At 68.8% G+C, this 18,839-nt stretch carries 16 protein-coding genes; 6 read left to right on the plus strand and 10 right to left on the minus strand.

Features of this window, described 5'->3' with window-relative positions:
* Nucleotides 1-26: 26 nt before the first annotated feature.
* Nucleotides 27-1,322 (plus strand): O-antigen ligase family protein, encoded by a 1,296-nt coding sequence (locus tag B1991_RS05930; protein WP_136257794.1) that lies wholly within the window; start codon nucleotides 27-29, stop codon nucleotides 1,320-1,322.
* Here the strand turns inward: B1991_RS05930 and lpxL are convergent.
* Nucleotides 1,285-2,202 carry an LpxL/LpxP family Kdo(2)-lipid IV(A) lauroyl/palmitoleoyl acyltransferase gene (gene lpxL / locus B1991_RS05935; protein WP_246031071.1) on the minus strand — a complete coding sequence of 306 codons (918 nt, stop codon included), beginning with the start codon at nucleotides 2,200-2,202 and terminating at the stop codon, nucleotides 1,285-1,287. The two genes, B1991_RS05930 and lpxL, sit on opposite strands and share 38 nt — an antisense overlap.
* Before the next feature lie 94 nt (nucleotides 2,203-2,296).
* On the opposite strand from lpxL, the gene waaA reads away from it, so the two are divergent.
* Entirely contained in the window at nucleotides 2,297-3,565 is a 1,269-nt protein-coding gene (waaA, locus tag B1991_RS05940) for a lipid IV(A) 3-deoxy-D-manno-octulosonic acid transferase (RefSeq protein WP_136257796.1), read from the plus strand.
* Nucleotides 3,566-3,577: 12 nt separating this feature from the next.
* Here waaA and B1991_RS05945 read toward each other — a convergent pair whose 3' ends face one another.
* Nucleotides 3,578-4,999: a TolC family outer membrane protein gene (locus B1991_RS05945; RefSeq protein ID WP_136257797.1), complete on the minus strand. Its 1,422-nt coding sequence runs from the start codon at nucleotides 4,997-4,999 to the stop codon at nucleotides 3,578-3,580.
* Between the two features lie 40 nt (nucleotides 5,000-5,039).
* Nucleotides 5,040-5,699 (minus strand): protein-L-isoaspartate O-methyltransferase family protein, encoded by a 660-nt coding sequence (locus tag B1991_RS05950; RefSeq protein WP_136257798.1) that lies wholly within the window; start codon nucleotides 5,697-5,699, stop codon nucleotides 5,040-5,042.
* 318 nt (nucleotides 5,700-6,017) lie between these two features.
* On the opposite strand from B1991_RS05950, the gene B1991_RS05955 reads away from it, so the two are divergent.
* Entirely contained in the window at nucleotides 6,018-6,617 is a 600-nt protein-coding gene (locus B1991_RS05955) for a TetR/AcrR family transcriptional regulator (protein WP_246031072.1), read from the plus strand.
* 146 nt (nucleotides 6,618-6,763) lie between these two features.
* Entirely contained in the window at nucleotides 6,764-7,378 is a 615-nt protein-coding gene (locus tag B1991_RS05960; RefSeq protein WP_136257800.1) for a ferritin-like domain-containing protein, read from the plus strand.
* A gap of 21 nt (nucleotides 7,379-7,399) precedes the next feature.
* Here the strand turns inward: B1991_RS05960 and B1991_RS05965 are convergent, their stop codons facing one another.
* Genes B1991_RS05965 through B1991_RS05975 form a run of 3 tightly spaced genes read right to left on the minus strand, consistent with a single transcriptional unit; the run spans nucleotide 7,400 to nucleotide 10,709 of the window.
* Entirely contained in the window at nucleotides 7,400-8,416 is a 1,017-nt protein-coding gene (locus B1991_RS05965) for a zinc-binding alcohol dehydrogenase family protein (RefSeq protein ID WP_136257801.1), read from the minus strand.
* Complete coding sequence (locus tag B1991_RS05970; protein WP_136257802.1) at nucleotides 8,413-9,477, minus strand: aldo/keto reductase; 1,065 nt, start codon at nucleotides 9,475-9,477, stop codon at nucleotides 8,413-8,415. The genes B1991_RS05965 and B1991_RS05970 overlap by 4 nt, the downstream gene beginning before the upstream one ends.
* A 29-nt stretch (nucleotides 9,478-9,506) precedes the next feature.
* Nucleotides 9,507-10,709 (minus strand): MFS transporter, encoded by a 1,203-nt coding sequence (locus B1991_RS05975; RefSeq protein ID WP_136257803.1) that lies wholly within the window; start codon nucleotides 10,707-10,709, stop codon nucleotides 9,507-9,509.
* A 97-nt stretch (nucleotides 10,710-10,806) separates the two neighbouring features.
* On the opposite strand from B1991_RS05975, the gene B1991_RS05980 reads away from it, so the two are divergent.
* Both B1991_RS05980 and B1991_RS05985 read left to right on the plus strand, forming a co-directional pair.
* Nucleotides 10,807-11,757, plus strand: a complete 951-nt coding sequence (locus B1991_RS05980) for a LysR family transcriptional regulator (protein ID WP_136257804.1) — start codon at nucleotides 10,807-10,809, stop codon at nucleotides 11,755-11,757.
* A 64-nt stretch (nucleotides 11,758-11,821) separates the two neighbouring features.
* Nucleotides 11,822-12,841, plus strand: coding sequence for a DUF2333 family protein (locus tag B1991_RS05985; RefSeq protein ID WP_136257805.1), 1,020 nt, complete (start codon nucleotides 11,822-11,824; stop codon nucleotides 12,839-12,841).
* Nucleotides 12,842-12,901: 60 nt separating this feature from the next.
* On the opposite strand, the gene ppa is transcribed toward B1991_RS05985, so the two are convergent.
* From ppa to B1991_RS06005, 4 genes are all read right to left on the minus strand, one after another.
* Nucleotides 12,902-13,447, minus strand: a complete 546-nt coding sequence (gene ppa / locus B1991_RS05990; protein ID WP_136257806.1) for an inorganic diphosphatase — start codon at nucleotides 13,445-13,447, stop codon at nucleotides 12,902-12,904.
* A 70-nt stretch (nucleotides 13,448-13,517) separates the two neighbouring features.
* On the minus strand, nucleotides 13,518-14,372 hold the full coding sequence (locus B1991_RS05995) for a 2OG-Fe(II) oxygenase (RefSeq protein ID WP_136257807.1): 855 nt from the start codon (nucleotides 14,370-14,372) through the stop codon (nucleotides 13,518-13,520).
* 84 nt (nucleotides 14,373-14,456) lie between these two features.
* Nucleotides 14,457-16,547 (minus strand): prolyl oligopeptidase family serine peptidase, encoded by a 2,091-nt coding sequence (locus B1991_RS06000; RefSeq protein WP_425466651.1) that lies wholly within the window; start codon nucleotides 16,545-16,547, stop codon nucleotides 14,457-14,459.
* 190 nt (nucleotides 16,548-16,737) lie between these two features.
* Nucleotides 16,738-18,810, minus strand: coding sequence for a sodium-translocating pyrophosphatase (locus B1991_RS06005; protein ID WP_136257809.1), 2,073 nt, complete (start codon nucleotides 18,808-18,810; stop codon nucleotides 16,738-16,740).
* Nucleotides 18,811-18,839: the final 29 nt, after the last annotated feature.

Raw genomic sequence — 18,839 nt, forward strand, 5'->3', positions numbered from 1 at the left:
CGCGCTGGTTCCCGCCTGGCCCAGCCATGACTACCTTCGGCAGTTCACTCAAGGCCGCGCTGCATTCCCCCCTGCTGCCGTTCTGGCTGGTGATCGCGCTGTTGCCGTTCGGACGCAGCGCGGAGCTGGGCACGCTGTTGTGCCTGCTCGGCGTGATCATGCTGTTCGCCCGTGACCCGGCGGCGCTGCGCCAGCACCCCGGCGCGCAGCTGCTGCTGTGGCTGCTGGCCGCCTACGTGGCGGCCGCGCTGTTTTCGGCGGTGGATGCGATTCGTCCCGGCAAGAGCTGGAGCACCGTGGCTGCCACGCTGCGTTACGTGCCGCTGGGTCTGTATGCCTGCTTCGCGATCCGTCGCGAGGCCAAGCTGCAGGCCTTGTACATCGCCGTCGCCGCGGTACTTGCGCTGTGGTGCGCGGACGCGTGGGTGCAGGCGCTCACCGGCTGGAGCCTGGGCGGCCACCCGGAGGCGCTGCGGGTATCCGGCATTTTCGGCGCCGACAACCTGAAGCTTGGCCCCAGCCTGGCGGTGCTGTCGCCGTTCGCGTTGTGGGTGGCGCGGCAACGCTGGGGCCGGCCGGGGCTGGTACTTGCCGCGGTGCTGGTGCTGGGCCCGGTGCTGCTGGCCGGCTCGCGCTCGGCGTGGCTGTGCTACGTACTGGTGCTGGCCGGTTTCGCCTGGCAAGAGGCGCGCACGCTGTGGCGCTTCTCGCTGTGGTGCGCGGCCGCTGCTTTGCTGTTGGCGCTGGCCGGCGTGGTGGCGTGGAACACCTCGGTGCGCTTCCACGACCGGATGGCGCGCAGCCTGCTGGTGCTGCACGGCACCGACCGTTCGGTGGACACGGCGCTCAGCGGTCGGCTCGACATCTGGCGGGTCGGCGTGGCGATGACGGCGGCGCATCCGGTCAACGGCGTGGGCGTGCGCGGTTTCCGTTACGCCTATCCGCAGTTCGCGCCGGCCAACGATCACTTCGTGGTCTCGGCCGAAGCGTGCGGCGTCGGCGAGGGCGCCTGCCACCCGCATCAGCTGCTGCTGGAAATCCTCACCAATACCGGCCTGCTGGGGCTGGCGTTGTGGCTGGCTGCGGCGGGCCTGGCGTGGCGGGCCTGGCGTCGGGTGGGCGCGGCGGCTCGCGCGCGCGCGTTTCCGGTCAGCCTGGCGCTGGGCGTGATGCTGTTCCCGCTGAACTCGCACCTGGCGTTCTACTCCGCCTGGTGGGGCCTGCTGTTCGCGTGGCTGCTGGGGTTGTGGTGCGCGGCCCTGTACGTCGAGCGCTCGCCCGCGGTCAGTACACCGGCGGCAGTCCCGGCGGTCGGGTCTTGAAGCGCTTGTGCACCCACAGGTATTGCTCCGGCGCCTCGCGCACCATCTGCTCGATGCAGGCGTTGACGCGGGCGGTGTCGTCGAGCACGTCTGTTCCGGGGAAATCCTCCAGCGGTGCACCCAGGCGCAGCACGTAAGCCGAACCATCGGGCAGGCGGCGGTGGAAGAACGGGATGACCACTGCGCCGGACAGCCGCGCCAGGTGGTGGGTGGCGGTGATGGTGGCCGCCGGCACGCCGAAGAACGGCACGAACACGGTGTCCTTGCTGCGCATGTCCTGGTCCGGCGCGTACCACAGCGTGCCGCCGGCGCGCAGGTATTTCACGGTGCCGCGGATGTCGTCCTTGTCGAACATCGCCGCGGCGTAGCGCAGCCGCGCGCGCAGCACCACCCATTCGAACACCGTCGAATCCATGCGCCGGTACATGCCGGCGATGCGGATGCGTTGCGACACCAGCCGCGCGCACAACTCCAGGTGCGAGAAGTGGCCGCCGACCAGCAGCACGCCCTTGCCGCGCGCACGCGCCGCTTCCAGGTGTTCCAGCCCCTCGATGGTGGTCGGCAGTGCGGCCATGCGCCGGTTGCTGCCCAGCCAGCCGAGCGCGAACTCCACCATCATCATGCCGATGTCACGCAGGTTGGCGTCGACCAGTGCCGCGCGCTGCGTCGGGTCGAGCGCGGGGAAACACAGCGCGATGTTGGCGGCGGCGATGCGCCGCCGCGCCGAGGGAACGCGCGCCACCAGCGCGCCGAGCCGACGCCCCAGCCATGGCAACAGCGCCTGCGGCAGATGCGCGATCAGCCACACCGCCGCCACGCCCAGCCATGCCGGCCAGTGGCGGGGAGCGAGCAGCGATCGGGTGAACTCGGGGCGGGGCATGCCGGGCATCGTCGGCATTGTAGCGGGCCACCCGCGCGCGAGCTCGCCCGTGGCGCTGTCGCTATACTCGCGCGTTGATTGCAAGGATCGACCGTTGCGCTTCCTGTACACCCTCGCGATGTTCCTGGCCACGCCGGTGCTGGTGCTGCGCCTGCTCTTGCGGGGGCTGCGTTCGTCACCGCCCTACCAACGACGCTGGCTGGAGCGTTTCGGCTCGTTCGAGGCGCCCGGCTTCAGTGGCAGCCTGTGGGTCCACGCGGTGTCGGTCGGCGAGGTGAATGCCGCCGAGCCGCTGATCAAGGCGCTGCAGCGCAGCTACGCGAACGCGCCGCTGGTGATCACCACCGTCACTCCCACGGGTGCTGCGCGCGTGCAGCAACTGTTCGGCGACAGCGTGTTCCACGTGTACCTGCCGTACGACCTGCCGTTCGCGGTGCGCCGCTTCATGAAGCGGGTACGGCCACGCCTGGCCGTGATCGTGGAAACCGAGATCTGGCCCAATCTCTACTTTGCCTGTCGCCGGCGCGGCATCCCGTTGATGATCGTCAATGCGCGCTTGTCCGCACGCTCGATGCGCGGCTACAAGCCGCTGCGCAGCCTGGCCGCATCGGCGCTGCGCTGCGTGAGCGTGATCGCTGCCCAGTCGCGCACCGATGCGGCGCGCTACCGGCTGCTGGGGGCCGATCCGCAAAAGGTGCTGGTCAGCGGCAACATGAAGTTCGACATGCCGATCCCCGAGGGCGCGGTGGCGGCCGGCGCGGCGATGCGCGCGCATTGGGGCGCGCGGCGCCCGGTGTGGATGGCGGCCAGCACGCACGACGGCGAGGAGCTGGCGGCGCTGGAGGCGCATCTGAAGGTGCTGCAGCGATTGCCCGATGCGCTGCTGCTGCTGGCCCCGCGCCACCCCGAGCGTTTCCGGCTGGTAGAGCACACCGTGCGCAACCTCGGTTTCCGGGTGGCCACGCGCAGCGCCGACGGGGTGCCGGCGGGCACGCACCAGGTCTGCGTGATCGACGCCATGGGTGAACTGATGCCCTTCTTCGCAGGCAGCGACGTGGCCTTCGTGGGTGGCAGCCTGGTGCCGATCGGTGGGCACAACGTGCTGGAGCCGGCGGCGCTGTCGGTGCCCGTGCTGGTGGGGCCGTACACGTTCAACTTTGAGGAGATCACCCGCAGCCTGATCGAGCAGGGCGGCGCCGAGCGGGTGTCGGCGGCCGACCAGCTCGGCCCGCATCTGCTGCAGTTGCTGCTCGATGCGCCGCGCCGCGAGCGGATGGGCGATGCCGCTCAGTTGGTGTTCGAACGCGAGCGCGGCGCCGTGCGGCGGGTGATGCGTCTGGTCGACGGGTTGCTGCAGGAGTAGGTGGCCAGCGCCTTACTGCAGCAGCGCGTTGATGCTCTGGATGTCCTTGAAGTCGGCCGTGCCGGCGGCCTGCTGCAGCAGCAGCTTGTTCAGGATGAACTGGTGGCGCGCCTGCGAGTACGAGCTTTCCGACTGGGTCAGGGTCTGGATCGCCAGCAGCACGTCGGTGAAGGTCTGCGTGCCGACCTCGAAGCCCGCACGGGTGGCTTCCAGCGCCTTCTGGCCGGATTCCACCGAAGCCTTGCCCGACTCCACCTGCGAAATGCCGGCGAGCACCGAGCGGTAGTAGTTGAGCGTGTTCTGGATCACCTGGCGGCGCTGCAGTTCCAGCGCGTCGTTGGCGGCATCGCGCTGGTAGATCGACTGGCGCACGCGCGACTGGGTGTAACCGCCGGAAAAGATCGGCACGTTGAGGGTCAGCCCGATGGTGGTCGAGGCCGGGCGCTCCGAACCGAGGCGGGCGGGGTCCTGGTACCAGCTGCTGCTCTTGCCGTAGTTCACGCTGGCGCTGAGCGTGGGCAGGTGGCCCGAGCGCGCTGCGGTGATGTTGTGTTCGGCGGTCTGCACATTGTCCTGCTGCGCCTGCAAGGTCGGGTTGTTCTCCAGTGCCTGCTTCACCCAGGCCTGCGGGTCGTTCGGCGCCGGGGCGTCCATCGGCAGGTCGTCGCGCAGCTTCTTCAGGTCACCCACCGGCTTGCCGGTGATGACGCGCAGGGCCTCGCGGTCGTTGTCGAGCGTGTTCTGCGCCGCGATCGTCTGGGTCTTGGCGTTCTCGTAATAGGCCTTGGCCTGGTACACGTTGGTGATCGCCGACAGGCCCACCTTGTATTGCTGGTCGGCCTGGTCGTACTGGCGCTTGAACGCGTCCTCGTTGGCCTTGGCGAAGGTCAGCTGATCCTCGTCGTTGAGCACGGTGAAGTACGCGGCGGTGACGCGCACCAGCAGATCCTGCGCCGCGGCCTGGTAGGTCGCGTCCTGCGCATCCTTGGCGGAGTGCGCGGCCTTGAGGTTGGCGTACTTGCTGAAGTCGAAAACGGTCTGGGTCAGCGTGGCATTGAGGCTGCGCGTGCGCAGGTGGCCGCCATCCGAGGTGGTGCCGTTGGGAGCCAGCGGACCGGTGCAGGTGTAGTTGCCGCTGCCGGCGGCGATGCCGTCGCACAGGAAGCTGTTCGCGCCAGTGTTGAAGCCCGTGTCGGACCCGCTGCCCTGGGCATTGTTGGCCTGCTGCAGGGTGAGCGAGCCGTCGATCTGCGGCAGCAACCCGGCGCGTGCCTGCGGCACGCCCTCGCCGGTGGCCAGTCGCGTCGCGTCGGCCTGGGCCAGTACCGGGTCATTGGCGCGTGCGTCGCGGTATGCATCGAGCAGATCCTCGCCATGGCTGGGCAGCGAGACGGCGGCCAGCGCCAGGGCCAGGGTGAGCAGCTTCAATTGCATGGAATGCCTCGTGTCGATCGGGGACGTCGGGGAATGGGGACTAGAAAACGAATCGCGGCGCCGGCTCGGCATGCACCAGGTACGGCAGGTCGGTCTCGAACAGGCTCTGCTCGCGCAGACCGCCGTCCGCCTCGTGGATCAGCAGGCTGGCGCGTTGCACCGGCGACAGTCCGCTCACCACGAACGCGCGACCGCCGGGCTTGAGCCAGGCGTGCCAGCGCGACGGGATTTCCGCCACGGCGCCGGTGACCACCAGCACGTCGAACACTCCGTCCGGCTGCCACGAGCGCACCGCTTCGCCGGTGACCAGGCTGGCGTTGCCGATGCCAGCCTGGCGCAGCCGTTCGCCGGCGGCGGCGGTGAAGTCGGCGTGGATGTCGACACTGACCAGTTGCGCCGACAAGGTGGCCAGACACGCGCTGAGATAGCCCGAGCCGGTGCCGATCTCCAGCACGCGGTCCGTGGGCTGCACGTCCAGCGCCTGCAGCAGGCGGCCTTCCACCACCGGCTTCATCATCACCTCGCCGTGGCCCAGCGGCAGGCACAGGTCGGCGAAGGCCAGCTTCCGGTGTTCGGCGGCGACGAAATCCTCGCGGCGCACGCGGCTGATCACGTCGAGCACGCGGCCATCGAGCACTTCCCACGGACGCACCTGGTTCTCCACCATGTTCGTGCGTGCCTGTTCGAAATTCATCGCCATCTGTGGATGCCTGCGCTGTCCCGGAAGAACCCGGAAGGATAAGCTTTGCCACCTGCCGCGACAATGGCGGCGCCACTTGGCACGTAGCCTGACGGCTGCACCACGGCACACGAAGTGCCGGAAGTCATCGGCCCTGCGTGACGTCCGTCACCCCATGGTGCGCGCCGGATCGAGCGCCGGCCATGGTCAGATTGCCGCAGCGTGGCAAATAAATAAACCGAAGCGTATACTAAAGGCTGGTTATCTGCATTTTTGAAGGTGGAGGACATGAGTACCAGCGCGCCCATCAGAGCCCAGGGACCCGGTCGCCCGAAGGACATGGAGAAGCGTGCGGCCATCCTGGCAGCGGCCAAGGCGTTGTTCATCAGCAACGCCTTCAGCGGCACCAGCATGGATGCCATCGCGGCGGACGCCGGCGTGTCCAAACTTACCGTCTACAGCCACTTCGGCGACAAGGACAACCTGTTCCGCGAAGTCATCCGCTCGCGCATCCAGGATCTGTTGCCGGAGGAAACCTACCGCTTCGACCCCCAGGCGGACATCCGCGAGACCTTGCTGCGGGTGGCGCTGACCCACGCCCACCTGGATTGCAATGCGGAAACCGTGGGCACCTTCCGCGCCATCCTCAGCGATTGCCGCCAGGGCAACCCGCGTTACGGCAAGCTGATCTGGGAGGAAGGCGCCACGCGCACCCATGGCCTGATGGAACGTCTGCTGCAGCAGGCGGTTGACGCCGGCAAGCTCGACATCGACGACGTGCGCCGGGCCAGCGCGCAGTTCCTCACCCTGATCAAGGGCAACCTGATGATGCGGCAGATGTTCGGCTGCACGAATTGCCCGGAAAGCTACCTGCAGGAAATCGAAACCACCGCGCGCGCGGGCGTGGACACCTTCCTGCGCGCCTTCCTGCCGCGCTGACCACCTTCCTGCGCGCCTTCCTGCCGCGCTGACCGCGGCCGCGGGCCCTTCACCCGGCTTTTTCGGCGCGGTGCCTATGCTTGCCTGATTTCCGCACGCCGGACGGCCTGCAGCCGCCGGCGCCGCCCCATCCGCAGGAGCAAGCCATGGCCAAGACCAAGCCGTTCGTCAGCGACATCGAGAACATCCGCAAGCGCGCCCGCCAGGACATCGACAAGGGCGCGATGACCGCCGGCTACAAGGCCGATCGCGCCACCGTGGTGAGGTTGCTCAACCATGCGCTGGCCACCGAGATCGTCTGCGTGCTGCGCTACAAGTACCACTACTACATGGCATCGGGCATCCACTCGCAGGCGATCAAGGAAGAGTTCCTGCAGCACGCCACCGAGGAGCAGGGGCACGCCGACCTGCTCGCCGAGCGCATCACCCAGCTCGACGGCAAACCGAACCTGTCGCCCGAGGGCCTGCTCACGCGCAGCCACTCCGACTACGTGGAAGGCGAGGACATCGTCGACATGATCAAGGAGGATCTGGTCGCCGAGCGCATCGCCATCGACAGCTACCGCGAGATGATCGACTACGTGGGCACCGCCGACCCCACCACCCGCCGCGTGCTGGAAGGCATCCTGGCGATGGAGGAAGAGCACGCCGAGGACATGAACACCTTGCTGGAGCAACTCGGCAAGAAGGGCGAGCCGGCGAAACCGGCACCCTCGACCAAGGCCGGCGGCAGGAAAGCGGCGGTGCGCAAGCGCCGCTGATGGCGCCGTCGATCGGCCGGCCTACCAGCCGGCCAGGGTCAGCTTGCCGATGCTGCCGCCCGATTCCAGCCGGCGATGCGCCTCGCGCAGGTTCGTCGCGTTGATCGGCTGCAGCGTCTCGCGCCGGATGCCCTTCAGCTCGCCGGCGTTCACCAGTTCGGCCACGCGGGCGAGGATGCGGCCCTGCTCGGCCCTGTCCGCTGTCTTGAAGCGCGCGCGGGCGAACATGAACTCCCAGTGAATGCCGATGCATTTGGCCTTGTACGGGTCGCCGATGTTCAGCGCACCCTTCGGCTCCACGATCAGGCCGACGTGGCCCTGCGGCGCCAGCAGGGCGCCCAGTTCGTCCCAGTAGGCGTCGGTGTCGGCGAGGTTCAGCGCGGCGTCGATCTGCGGCAGGCCCAGTGCGGCGAGTTGTGGTGCCAGCGGTTCGCGGTGATCCACCACGTGTCGGGCACCCATCGCGCGGCACCACTCGGCACTCTCGGCGCGCGAGGCGGTGGCAATCACGGTGAAGCCCGCGCGCCGCGCCAGCTGGATGGCGATCGAGCCCACGCCGCCGGCGCCGGCGATGACCAGCAACGACTTGTCCTCGCCGCCGTGTTCGCTGTCGAAGGGCATGCGCTGGAACAGCAGCTCCCACGCGGTGACCGCCACCAGCGGCAGCGCCGCGGCGTCGGCGAAATCCAGGTTGTGCGGCATCAACGCGGCCAGACGCGCGTCCACCAGTTGATATTGCGCATTGCTGCCCGGCCGGGTGACGTCGCCCGCGTAGTACACGCGATCGCCCGGCTTGAAGCCCGCCACGGCGGAGCCCGCCGCTTCCACCACGCCGGCGGCGTCGTAGCCCAGCACTCTGGGTGACGTTTCCACTTGCGGTTTCGGTGCACGCAGCTTGGTATCGACCGGATTCACGGATACGGCCTCGACACGCACCAGCAGATCATGTTCGCCTGGCACGGGCGTGGGCAGTTCCACGTCGAACAGCGACTGCGGATCGGTGATCGGCAGGTAGCGGGTCAGGGCAACGGCTTTCACGGCGGGGACTCCAGGGCGACGGGATGGACGGCCACCGGCGGCGGGTTGCGCTCGGCGAACGGGCCGTTCCAGTACGGGTAGTAAGGATACGGCGGCATCACCGCGCTGGCGGCATCCAGCCGCGTCATGTGCTCCGCTGCAAGCTGCCAGCCCACCGCGCCCAGGTTGTCGACAAGTTGTGCCTCGTTGCGGGCGCCGATCAGCACGCTGGAGACGGTGGGGCGTTGCAACAGCCAGTTGATCGCCACCTGCGGCACGCTCTTGCCGATGTCCGCGGCGACGGTGTCCAGCGCGTCGACGATGCGGTACAAGCGTTCCGCGTCCATCGGTGGCCCGAACCCGGCGGTGTCGTGCAGGCGGCTGCCGGCGGGCAGCGGCTGGCCGCGGCGGATCTTGCCGGTGAGCCGGCCCCAGCCCAACGGGCTCCACACGATGGCGCCCAGGCCCTGGTCCTGGCCCAGCGGCATCAGCTCCCACTCGTAGTCTCGCCCGGCCAGCGAGTAGTAGGCCTGGTTGGCCACCAGGTGCGCGCGACCGTACCGCTCGGCGGCGGCCTGCGATTTCATGATCTGCCAGCCGGAAAAGTTCGACACCCCGAGGTAGCGGACCTTGCCCGCGCGCACCAGGTCGTCCAGCGTGGCCATCACCTCTTCCACCGGCGTCATCGCGTCGAACTGATGCAGCTGCAGCAGGTCGATCCAGTCGGTGCCCAGCCGTCTCAGCGTGCGCTCCACGCCGGCGAGCAGGTGATGACGCGAAGCGCCTGCGTCGTTCGGACCGTCGCCCGCGCGCAGGGCGAGTTTGGTGGAAACAATGGCGCGCTCGCGCCGGCCCTTCAGCGCGGCGCCCAGGATTTCCTCCGCAGCGCCGTCGGAATAGACGTCCGCGCTGTCGAACAGATTCGCGCCGGCGTCGAGGCAAAGGTCGACCAGGCGCTTCGCCTCGGCGACGCCGCTGCTGCCCCAGGCGCTGAACAGCGGCCCCTTGCCGCCGAAGGTGCCGGTGCCGAAGCCCAACACGGGGACCTTGAAGCCGGAGCGGCCGAGAAAGCGGTAGTCCATGGCGAAACCTCGCAGGGTGGTGGAAAGGATCAAGCTTGCGGACAGGCGGCGACTGCGGCGGCGCGACTCGCGCGCTCGCCGCGCACGGCCAGCAGGGCGATGGCGATGCCGGTGGCGACAACCAGCGTCGCGGCCCACGGCAGGGCGGCGAGGCCGTGACCGCGGGCGAGCGTCGCGCTGCCCAGCCACGCCCCCAGCGCATTGGCCAGGTTGAACGCGCCGATGTTGAGGCTGGAGGCCAGGCTGGGCGCGTCGGCAGCCTTGCGCAGCACCCACAACTGCAGCGGCGCCACGGTGGCGAACGTCGCCAGGCCGAGCAGGCCGATGAACAGCACCATCGGCCACGGCTGCGCCAGCAGCAGGCCGAGCCCCAGCAGCACCGCGGCCAGCGCTGCCAGGCTGCCGAGCAGGGCCGGCGCCAGCGCGCGGTCGGCCAGCCGGCCACCCAGCGGATTACCGATCAGCATGCCCACGCCGAACACCAGCAGGATGGGCGACACCGCCGAGTCGGCGAAGCCGGTGACGCGGGTCAGCATCGGTTCGATATAGGTGTAGACCACGAATACGCCGGCAAAGCCGAATACCGTGGTGGCGAGTCCGAGCAGTACCGGCGCGCCGGCGATGGCGCGCAATTCGGTGGCCAGGGCCACCGGCGCGACCGCGCCGCGCGTCGCCGGCACCAGCCACGCCACGGCCAGCATCGCCAGCAGGCCCACCACAGCCACCGCCCCGAACGCCGCATGCCAGCCGAAATGCAGGCCCAGCCACGCGCCTGCCGGGACGCCCAGCAAGGTGGCCACGGCCAGGCCGTTGAACATGGTGGCGATGGCCGAAGCCTGCCGGTTGGCCGCCACCAGCGAGGTGGCGACCACCGCCCCGACGCCGAAAAAGGTGCCGTGCGCCAGCGAGGTGAGCACGCGCGCGGTCAGCAGGCTGGCATAGCCGGGCGCCAGTGCGCTGGCCAGGTTGCCCACGGTGAAGATCGCCATCAGCCCCAGCAACACCGCCTTGCGCGGCAGCCGGCGGGTGGCCAGGGTGAGCAGCGGCGCGCCGATGAACACGCCCAGCGCATAGGCGGAAACCAGCAGGCCGGCGCGCGCGATGCCGACGTGCAGGCCGCCGGCGATCTGCTGCAGCAGGCCCATCGGCATGAACTCGGTGGTGCCGATGCCGAAGGCGCCGATGGCCAGCGCATACAGCGCCGGCGGAGTGCGGTTGGCGGAAGGGGACATGACCAGGGGCCGATGCGGAAAGTACACAGCCTGGGCACTGGCGCTTTCATTGAAAAGCACCAGAATGACGAATCACTTTCAACGGATGGTTGAAACCATGGATCGCCTCGACGACCTCGGCCTGTTCCTGCGCGTGCTCGACCAGGGCTCGATCAGCGCGGCTGCCCGCAGCCTGGACATCTCCGTGGCCGTGGCGAGCCAGCGGTTGAAGCGGCTGGAACACGCGCTGGGCGTGCGGCTGTTGCACCGGACCACGCGCCGCCTGCACGCCACGCCGGAAGGGCTGGAGCTGGCCGGCCAGGGCCGTGCGCTGGTGGAAGACCTGGATGCGCTCACCGCCGGCCTGCGCCAGGGCGCCAGCGGCGTGGCCGGCACGCTGCGGGTCACCCTGTCGGCCGCCTTCGGCATCAAGTACATCTCGCCGTTGCTGCCCGAGTTCATGGCGCGCCATCCGCAGCTGCACCTCTACACGCACCTGAGCGACGAGATGGTGGACGTGGTGGGTGCGGGCTACGACCTGGCCATCCGCATCGGCGCCTTGCGCGATTCCAGCCTGGTGGCGCGACCGATCGCCGACAACCGGCGCCTGCTCTGTGCCGCGCCCGACTACCTGCGTCGCCGCGGCCACCCGCGCACGCCGCAGGATCTGGCCCGGCACGAGTGCCTGATCCTGGCCAGCCGGCAGGGTCGCCAGGACGAATGGCGGCTCATCGACCGCCGCGGCCGCGAGCATGCGGTGCGCGTGCGCGGCCGCTTCGAGACCACCATGGGCGAGCTGATCCGCGACGCGGTGCTGGCCGGCCAGGGCATCGCCCTGCATTCGCTGTGGCACGTGCACGAGGAATTGCGCGCGGGCGGGCTGGAGGTCGTGCTGCCCGCGTACCGCTTGCCGGCGAGCGGCATCTGGGCGGTCACGCCGCAGCGCCGGCTGGTGCCGCCGCGGGTGCGCGCCTTCACCGATTTCCTGGTCGAAAAGCTGGGCGACCCGCCACCGTGGGAGCGCGAGGCAGTCCCGTCGCACGGGGGTGCGGCGCGCCGTCGCCGTTGAGGGTTGGCCGCATGGCTGCGTTGTAAGCTTGGGCTCCGCTCGCCAGTCCCGCAGGAGCCGCCCGATGCAGAACCCCGACACTCCATCCGTTCCGCGGCACGGCCTTCGTCGGGCCATCATGGCCGTGGTCGCCTTGCTGGTGTTGCTGATCGCCGCGACGATGTGGTGGTGGGATACCGAGCCGCCGCTGTTCGATCCGGTGGCGGTCACCCAGACCCGGATGCAGGAATTGAAGCGGCCGGTGAGCACCGGCGCCACCACCACCGCCACCCTGATCGCTTCGGTGCGCACCCTGCTCGACAAACGCGGCGGCTATCTCAGCAACGACAAGCTGCCGCCGGGCGTGCTGCTGGACAACCTGCCGAACTGGGAATTCGGCTCGCTGACCGCTTCGCGCGACCTGGTGCGTGCGCTGCGCAACGACTTCAGCCGCTCGCAGACGCAGTCGACCGAGGACAAGGACCTGGCCGAAGCCGATCCACTGCTCAACAGCCCGAACGACCGCTGGCTGCTGCCCAGCTCGGAGAGCCAGTACCGCAAGGCGATCAAGCATCTGGACGGCTATCTGATCCGGCTCGGCGATGCCGACGACAGCAACGCGCATTTCTACGCGCGCGCCGACAACCTGGCCGATTACCTGCAGCTGGTCTCGGCGCGGCTGGGTTCGCTGTCGCAGCGGCTGTCGGCCAGCGTGGGCCAGATCCGCATCGGCGACGTGGATGCCTCCGATCCAGCCGGCGCGTCCACCGTGGCGGCGCCCGGCGGCGGCCGGCTGGTGAAAACGCCGTGGACGCAGATCGACGACAACTTCTACGAAGCACGCGGCTACACCTGGACGCTGCTGGAACAGCTCAAGGCGATCCAGCGCGATTTCGGCCCGATCCTGCGTTCCAAGCACGCCGACGTCAGCCTGGAGCAGGTGATCCGCGAACTGGAGGAGGCGCAGCGGCCGCTGCACAGCCCGATGGTATTGAACGGCTCGCCGTTTGGCTTCTTCGCCAACCATTCGCTGGTGATGGCGAACTACGTCTCGCGCGCCAATGCGGCGCTGATCGACCTGCGCGAGTTGCTCAAGCGCGGCTGATGCCGCCAGACGCACGAGCCCCGCGCGCGGCGGGGCTCGTGGTTCACACCTGGGCGGGGGTCAGGCCTTGGACCCGTGCTCGGCCTTGTAGCGCTGGATGCCGGAGAGGATCTCGGCGCGTGCCTCTTCGGCACCGACCCAGCCCTCGATCTTCACCCACTTGCCCTTCTCCAGGTCCTTGTAATGCTCGAAGAAGTGGCCGATGCGCTCCAGCCAGTGCGGCGAGACGCCCTTCATGTCGTTGATGTGCGCGTAGCCGGGGAACACCTTGGGCGAGGGGATCACCACCAGCTTCTCGTCGCCGCCGGCCTCGTCGGTCATCTGCAGCATGCCGACCGGGTGGCAGCGAATCACCGAGCCGACGGTGAGCGGCAGCGGCAGGATCACCAGCGCGTCCAGCGGGTCGCCGTCGCCGCCCAGGGTGCCCGGCACGTAGCCGTAGTTGCACGGGTAGCGCATCGGGGTGGACAGGATGCGATCGACGAAGATCGCGCCCGACTCCTTGTCCACCTCGTACTTGACCGGCTCGGCGTCCTTGGGGATCTCGATGATGACGTTGATTTCGTTTGGCACGTCGCGACCGGCGGCGACAAGATGCAGACCCATGGGAATCCTCGAGCGGGGAAAAACAGTCCGCTAGGATACGCCAAACCCTGCTGCATCGCAGCACCGCGTGTCAGCGGCGACCGCCCTGGCGGTAGGGGCGCTCACGCAGCCACTTGGTGGCGATCCATTTTTCCCCGCAGATCACCGGCAGGCCGGCATGCAGCGAGCTGGGGTCGCCGCCTTCGTAGGCGAAATAGACGGCCGAACCGCGGCGTGCGGTCACCGTCAGGCCCAGCTCGGGGAAGGCGGTGCCGCCGCCCAGTTCAGGCGTGTTGAGGTAGATCACCACGCTGGCGATGCGCTGGCCACCGGAGCGGGTGATGGCGTCGTAGCCGGGCAGGGCAGGGTCGAACCAGTCGAAATGTGGCTCGTACTCCTGGCCCGGGCGGTAATGCAGGATCTGCAGCCCTTCGCCGTGGCTGACCGGCAGGCCGAGCAGGCCGGCCAGACGCTGCTCGATGCGTGCGACCAGCGGCAGTTCGCCGATGGAAAAGAACATGCCCTCGCTGGTGCGGCGCTGGTCCACCTGCTGCTTGCCATCGTCGTCGACGGTGAGCGCGCGCGCCAGCCGCGGTCGCGCCAGTTCGATCAGTTCGGCGCATTCGGCGTCGTCCAGGATGTTTTCCAGCACGCGCAGCGGCGGTTCGTCGACGCTCAGCGACACGCCGATGGCGTGGCCGTCGACGCAGACCGCCGGCGCCTCCGGGTGTCTGGTGCGCAGGCCGCGCGGTGCGGGCGAAGTGGTGCCGGCGTTGAGCGCGGCCAGCGGCAGCTTCAGCACTTCGGCGACGATACTGCGGCTCTGGCGCGGGTCGTAGCCGTTGTCCTTCATCAGCTTGAGCACGTCCGGCACGCCGTGGCCGGCCCGTGTGGTGGCGAGGATCCACTCGCGCAATTCATGGCTGATGGCGGTGCGTGACGGCATGGCGGAAAGGCTTGCGATCGGCGTGTCAGCATACTTCAGCGACCACTTTCGCCGCACGCCCGCGCGAGCGTGCGGCGGTCACCGCTACTTCAGCTGATCCCACAGGAAGTCGTAGGCCATCGCGTGCATGTGGGCGGACTGCTGGTTGTCCGCGCCGGCGCCGTGGCCGCCTTCGAGGTTCTCGTAGAACCACACGTCGGGGTGGCCTTGCGCCTGCATCTTCGCGGCCATCTTGCGCGCCTGCACCGGACCCACGCGGTCGTCGCTGGTGGCGGTGTAGAACAGCACCGGCGGATAGTGGCCGTCTTTTTTCACGTTCTGGTACGGCGAGAAGGTCTTGATGAAGTTCCAATCGGCGGTGTCCGGGTTGCCGTATTCGGCCATCCACGACGCGCCGGCGGAGAGGTGCGAATAGCGCTTCATGTCCAGCAGCGGCACTTCGCAGGCGATCGCGCCGAACAACTGCGGATACATGGTGAGCATGTTGCCCATCAGCAGGCCACCGTTGCTGCCGCCTTCGGCGCCCAGGTGCCCGGGCGAGGTGACGCCGCGCTTGATCAAGTCCTGCGCGACGGCGGCGAAATCCTCGTACGCGCGCGGGCGGTTCGCCTTCAGCGCCGCCTTGTGCCAGCGCGGGCCGTACTCGCCGCCGCCGCGGATGTTGGCTACCACGTAGACGCCGCCGCGATCGAGCCAGGCGCGGCCGATGCTGCCGCTGTAGTGCGGCAGCAGCGACACTTCGAAGCCGCCGTAGCCGTACAGCAGGGTGCGGTTGGCGCCATCCAGCTTGATGCCCTTGGGCGCGATCTCGAAATACGGTACGCGGGTGCCGTCCTTCGAGGTCACGAAGTGCTGGCTGACGGTGAACTTCGACGCGTCGAAGAACGCCGGCTCCTGCTTGATCGTCTCCGCCGGCGTGCTGCCCAGCACGCCGCGTTCGAGCGATGCGGGGGTGAGGAAGCCGGCCACGTCGAGCCAGTACTCGTCGCTGTGGTCGGGGTCGGTGTCGACCACGCTGACCGTGCTGAGCGCCGGTGCACCCGGCAGCACCTCGGGATGCCAGTCGTCGTCGGCGCCCGCCATCCGCGGCGGAGTGAGCACTTCCAGCCGACTCTTGACGTCATCCAGCACGTCGAGGATCAGGTGGTTGCGGGTCCAGGCGTAGCTGGACAGCGCGGTGTGCTCGTCGGGCTTGAACAGCACGGTGAACTCGCGCTTGCCGGCGATGAAGTCGTCGAAGCGGATGGCCAGCAGCGCTCCTGAGGGATAGGTGGCGCCGCCGACTGTCCATGGTGAGCGCGTCTGCACCAGCAGCCATTCGCGGTGGGCGTTGGCATCGGCGTCGGTGGGCACGTCGAGGCGTGTCAGTTTGCCGCCGTGGCGCAGGAACAGCTCGCTGTGGAAGAAATCCTTGGCCACCGACACGAAGTCGCGCTCGTAACCCGGCGTGCGGTCGTGGAACGCACTGACCGCGAGGTCGTCGTGCTTGCCCTCGTGCACGGTCGCGGCGGCCGACAGCGGCGTGCCGCGCTTCCATTCCTTGACGATGCGCGGATAGCTGGAGGCGGTCATCGAACCGGGGCCGAAGTCGGTGCCCACGTAAATGGTGTCCTCGTCGATCCAGCCGACATCGCTCTTGGCCACCGGCAGCTCGAAGCCGCCCTTCACGAAGGCCTTCTTCGGGATGCTGAACTCGCGCACCGCCACCGCGTCGCCGCCGTCGGGCGACAGCGACACCAGGCAGCGCTCGAACGCCGGCTTGAGGCATTGCACGCCCTTGAACACCCAGCGCTTGCCCTCGGCCTTGTTCAGCGCGTCGATGTCCAGCAGCACCTCCCATTTCGGCTCGGCCTTGCGGTATTCGGCCAGGGTGGTGCGGCGCCAGACGCCGCGCGGGTGGGTCTTGTCGCGCCAGAAGTTGTACAGCTCGCCGCCCATGCGGTTGACGTAGGGAATGCGTGCATCCGAATCGAGTACCTGCAGGATCGCGTCGCGCGTCTTGTCGAAGCTGGCGTCGCTGGCGAAGCGCGCCTGCGTGCGCGCGTTCTCCTGTTTCACCCATTCCATCGAGCGGGTGCCGTGGATGTCTTCGAGCCACAGCCAGGGATCGTCGGTGGCGGCCTGGTCGGCAGGGGTTTTCGCGGTTGGGGTATCGCTGGCGTCGGCAGGATTCATGCCCGCCAGTGTGACGCCGAGTGCCAGGGTGAGCCAGACCAGTCGCATGAGGTTTCTCCTTTGGGGGCGAGCGCGGAATTGCCGGCGATCGAGCGGATCCCATGCGGCCGCTGGCCGTCGGGCGCCGGTGGCGGCGAACGAAAATCCCGCCGCAGCGGGATTTTCGTCGAGCCGGATGGGATGGCTTCGGTTACAGCAGCGGGATCATCAGCAGCGCCACGATGTTGATGATCTTGATCAGCGGGTTCACCGCCGGGCCGGCGGTGTCCTTGTACGGGTCGCCCACGGTGTCGCCGGTGACCGCGGCCTTGTGCGCCTCGGAGCCCTTGCCGCCGTGGTGGCCGTCCTCGATGTACTTCTTGGCGTTGTCCCAGGCGCCGCCGCCGGTGGTCATCGAGATCGCCACGAACAGGCCGGTGACGATGGTGCCGATCAGCACGCCGCCCAGCGCCTTCGGGCCCAGCAGCAGGCCGACCACGATCGGCACGGCGACCGGCAGCAGCGACGGCACGATCATTTCGCGGATCGCCGACTTGGTCAGCATGTCCACCGCGCGCGAGTACTCCGGCTTGCCGGTGCCCTGCATGATGCCGGGGATGTCGCGGAACTGGCGGCGCACTTCCTCCACCACCGCGCCGGCGGCGCGGCCGACGGCCTCCATCGCCATCGCGCCGAACAGGTAGGGGATCAGGCCGCCGATCAGCAGGCCGATGATCACCATGTGGTCGGACAGGTCGAAGGTCAGCGGGGAATACGCCGTGCCCGCGGCCAATGCCTTGGCCTGGGCCGCGACGTCGAGGTTGTGCGTGTAGTCGGCGAACAGCACCAGCGCGGCCAGCGCGGCCGAGCCGATCGCATAGCCCTTGGTCACCGCCTTGGTGGTGTTGCCCACCGCGTCCAGCGGGTCGGTGACGCCGCGTACTTCCGGCGGCAGGTCGGCCATCTCGGCGATGCCGCCGGCGTTGTCGGTGATCGGGCCGTAGGCGTCCAGCGCCACGATCATGCCGGCCATCGACAGCATGGCGGTGGCGGCGATCGCGATGCCGTACAGGCCGCCCTGGCTGTAGGCACCCCAGATCGCCGCGCAGATCACGATCACCGGCATCGCGGTCGCTTTCATCGACACGCCGAGGCCGGCGATGATGTTGGTGCCGTGGCCGGTGGTCGAGGCCGCCGCGATGTGTTGCACCGGCTTGTACTGCGTGCCGGTGTAGTACTCGGTGATCCACACGATCAGGCCGGTCAGCACCAGCCCGATCAGCGCGCAGTGGAACAACGCGTGGCTGGAAATGACGCTGCCGTCGCCGGCGGCCAGGCCCTGCGGCAGCAGGCTGCCGGTGACGAACCAGAACGCGACCGCCGAGAGCACCGCCGACACGATCACGCCCTTGTACAGCGCGCCCATGATCGAGCCACCGGCCTTCACCCGGACGAAGAAGGTGGCGATGATCGAGGCGATGATCGACACGCCGCCGAGCAGCAGCGGGTACAGCACGGCAGCGAGGTTGTCGGCGAAGGTGAGACCGGCCAGCAGCATGGTGGCGATCACCGTCACCGCGTAGGTCTCGAACAGGTCGGCCGCCATGCCGGCGCAGTCGCCCACGTTGTCGCCCACGTTGTCGGCGATCACCGCCGGGTTGCGCGGGTCGTCCTCGGGGATGCCGGCCTCCACCTTGCCGACCAGGTCGGCGCCGACGTCCGCGCCCTTGGTGAAGATGCCGCCACCCAGGCGCGCGAAGATCGAGATCAGCGAGCTGCCGAAGGCCAGTCCGACCAGCGCGTGCAGCGCGGTCTCGCCGGTGACGCCGAAGTGGCCGAGCACCAGCCAGTAGCCGGCCACGCCGAGCAGGGCCAGGCCAACCACCAGCATGCCGGTGATCGCGCCGCCGCGGAACGCCACGTCCATCGCGGCGCCGAGGCCGCTGCGCGCCGCCTCGGCGGTGCGCACGTTGGCGCGCACCGAGACGTTCATGCCGATGTAGCCGGCCGCCCCGGACAGGATCGCGCCGAGCAGGAAGCCGATCGCGGTCGGCCAGTTGAGGAAGAAACCGATCAGCAGCAGCAACACCACGCCGACCAGGCCGATGGTGGTGTACTGGCGGTTGAGGTAGGCGCGTGCGCCTTCCTGGATGGCCGCGGCGATCTCCTGCATCCGTTCGTTGCCCGGCGATTTCGCCAGGATCCAGCGCGCGGACAGCGCGCCATACAGAACCGCCACCACCGCACACGCAACAACGATCCACCAGCCATACTGCTGCAGCATCGGAGCCTCCCCATGGGTTGTAAGTGGCC

Origin of the sequence: Rhodanobacter lindaniclasticus (genome assembly GCF_004799035.1) — a bacterium.
GTDB classification, from domain to species: Bacteria; Pseudomonadota; Gammaproteobacteria; order Xanthomonadales; family Rhodanobacteraceae; genus Rhodanobacter; species Rhodanobacter lindaniclasticus.

Excerpts from the sequence above, each read along its gene's own strand:
- B1991_RS05985 (WP_136257805.1), top strand. The coding sequence starts at position 11,822 with ATGCAGAACCCCGACACTCCATCCGTTCCGCGGCACGGCCTTCGTCGG.
- B1991_RS05980 (WP_136257804.1), top strand. The coding sequence starts at position 10,807 with ATGGATCGCCTCGACGACCTCGGCCTGTTCCTGCGCGTGCTCGACCAG.
- B1991_RS05950 (WP_136257798.1), bottom strand. The coding sequence starts at position 5,699 with ATGGCGATGAATTTCGAACAGGCACGCACGAACATGGTGGAGAACCAG.
- B1991_RS06000 (WP_425466651.1), bottom strand. The coding sequence starts at position 16,547 with ATGAATCCTGCCGACGCCAGCGATACCCCAACCGCGAAAACCCCTGCC.
- B1991_RS05975 (WP_136257803.1), bottom strand. The coding sequence starts at position 10,709 with ATGTCCCCTTCCGCCAACCGCACTCCGCCGGCGCTGTATGCGCTGGCC.
- B1991_RS05945 (WP_136257797.1), bottom strand. The coding sequence starts at position 4,999 with ATGCAATTGAAGCTGCTCACCCTGGCCCTGGCGCTGGCCGCCGTCTCG.
- B1991_RS05995 (WP_136257807.1), bottom strand. The coding sequence starts at position 14,372 with ATGCCGTCACGCACCGCCATCAGCCATGAATTGCGCGAGTGGATCCTC.
- B1991_RS06005 (WP_136257809.1), bottom strand. The coding sequence starts at position 18,810 with ATGCTGCAGCAGTATGGCTGGTGGATCGTTGTTGCGTGTGCGGTGGTG.
- B1991_RS05970 (WP_136257802.1), bottom strand. The coding sequence starts at position 9,477 with ATGGACTACCGCTTTCTCGGCCGCTCCGGCTTCAAGGTCCCCGTGTTG.
- B1991_RS05955 (WP_246031072.1), top strand. The coding sequence starts at position 6,018 with ATGGAGAAGCGTGCGGCCATCCTGGCAGCGGCCAAGGCGTTGTTCATC.
- B1991_RS05960 (WP_136257800.1), top strand. The coding sequence starts at position 6,764 with ATGGCCAAGACCAAGCCGTTCGTCAGCGACATCGAGAACATCCGCAAG.
- ppa (WP_136257806.1), bottom strand. The coding sequence starts at position 13,447 with ATGGGTCTGCATCTTGTCGCCGCCGGTCGCGACGTGCCAAACGAAATC.
- B1991_RS05930 (WP_136257794.1), top strand. The coding sequence starts at position 27 with ATGACTACCTTCGGCAGTTCACTCAAGGCCGCGCTGCATTCCCCCCTG.
- lpxL (WP_246031071.1), bottom strand. The coding sequence starts at position 2,202 with ATGCCCCGCCCCGAGTTCACCCGATCGCTGCTCGCTCCCCGCCACTGG.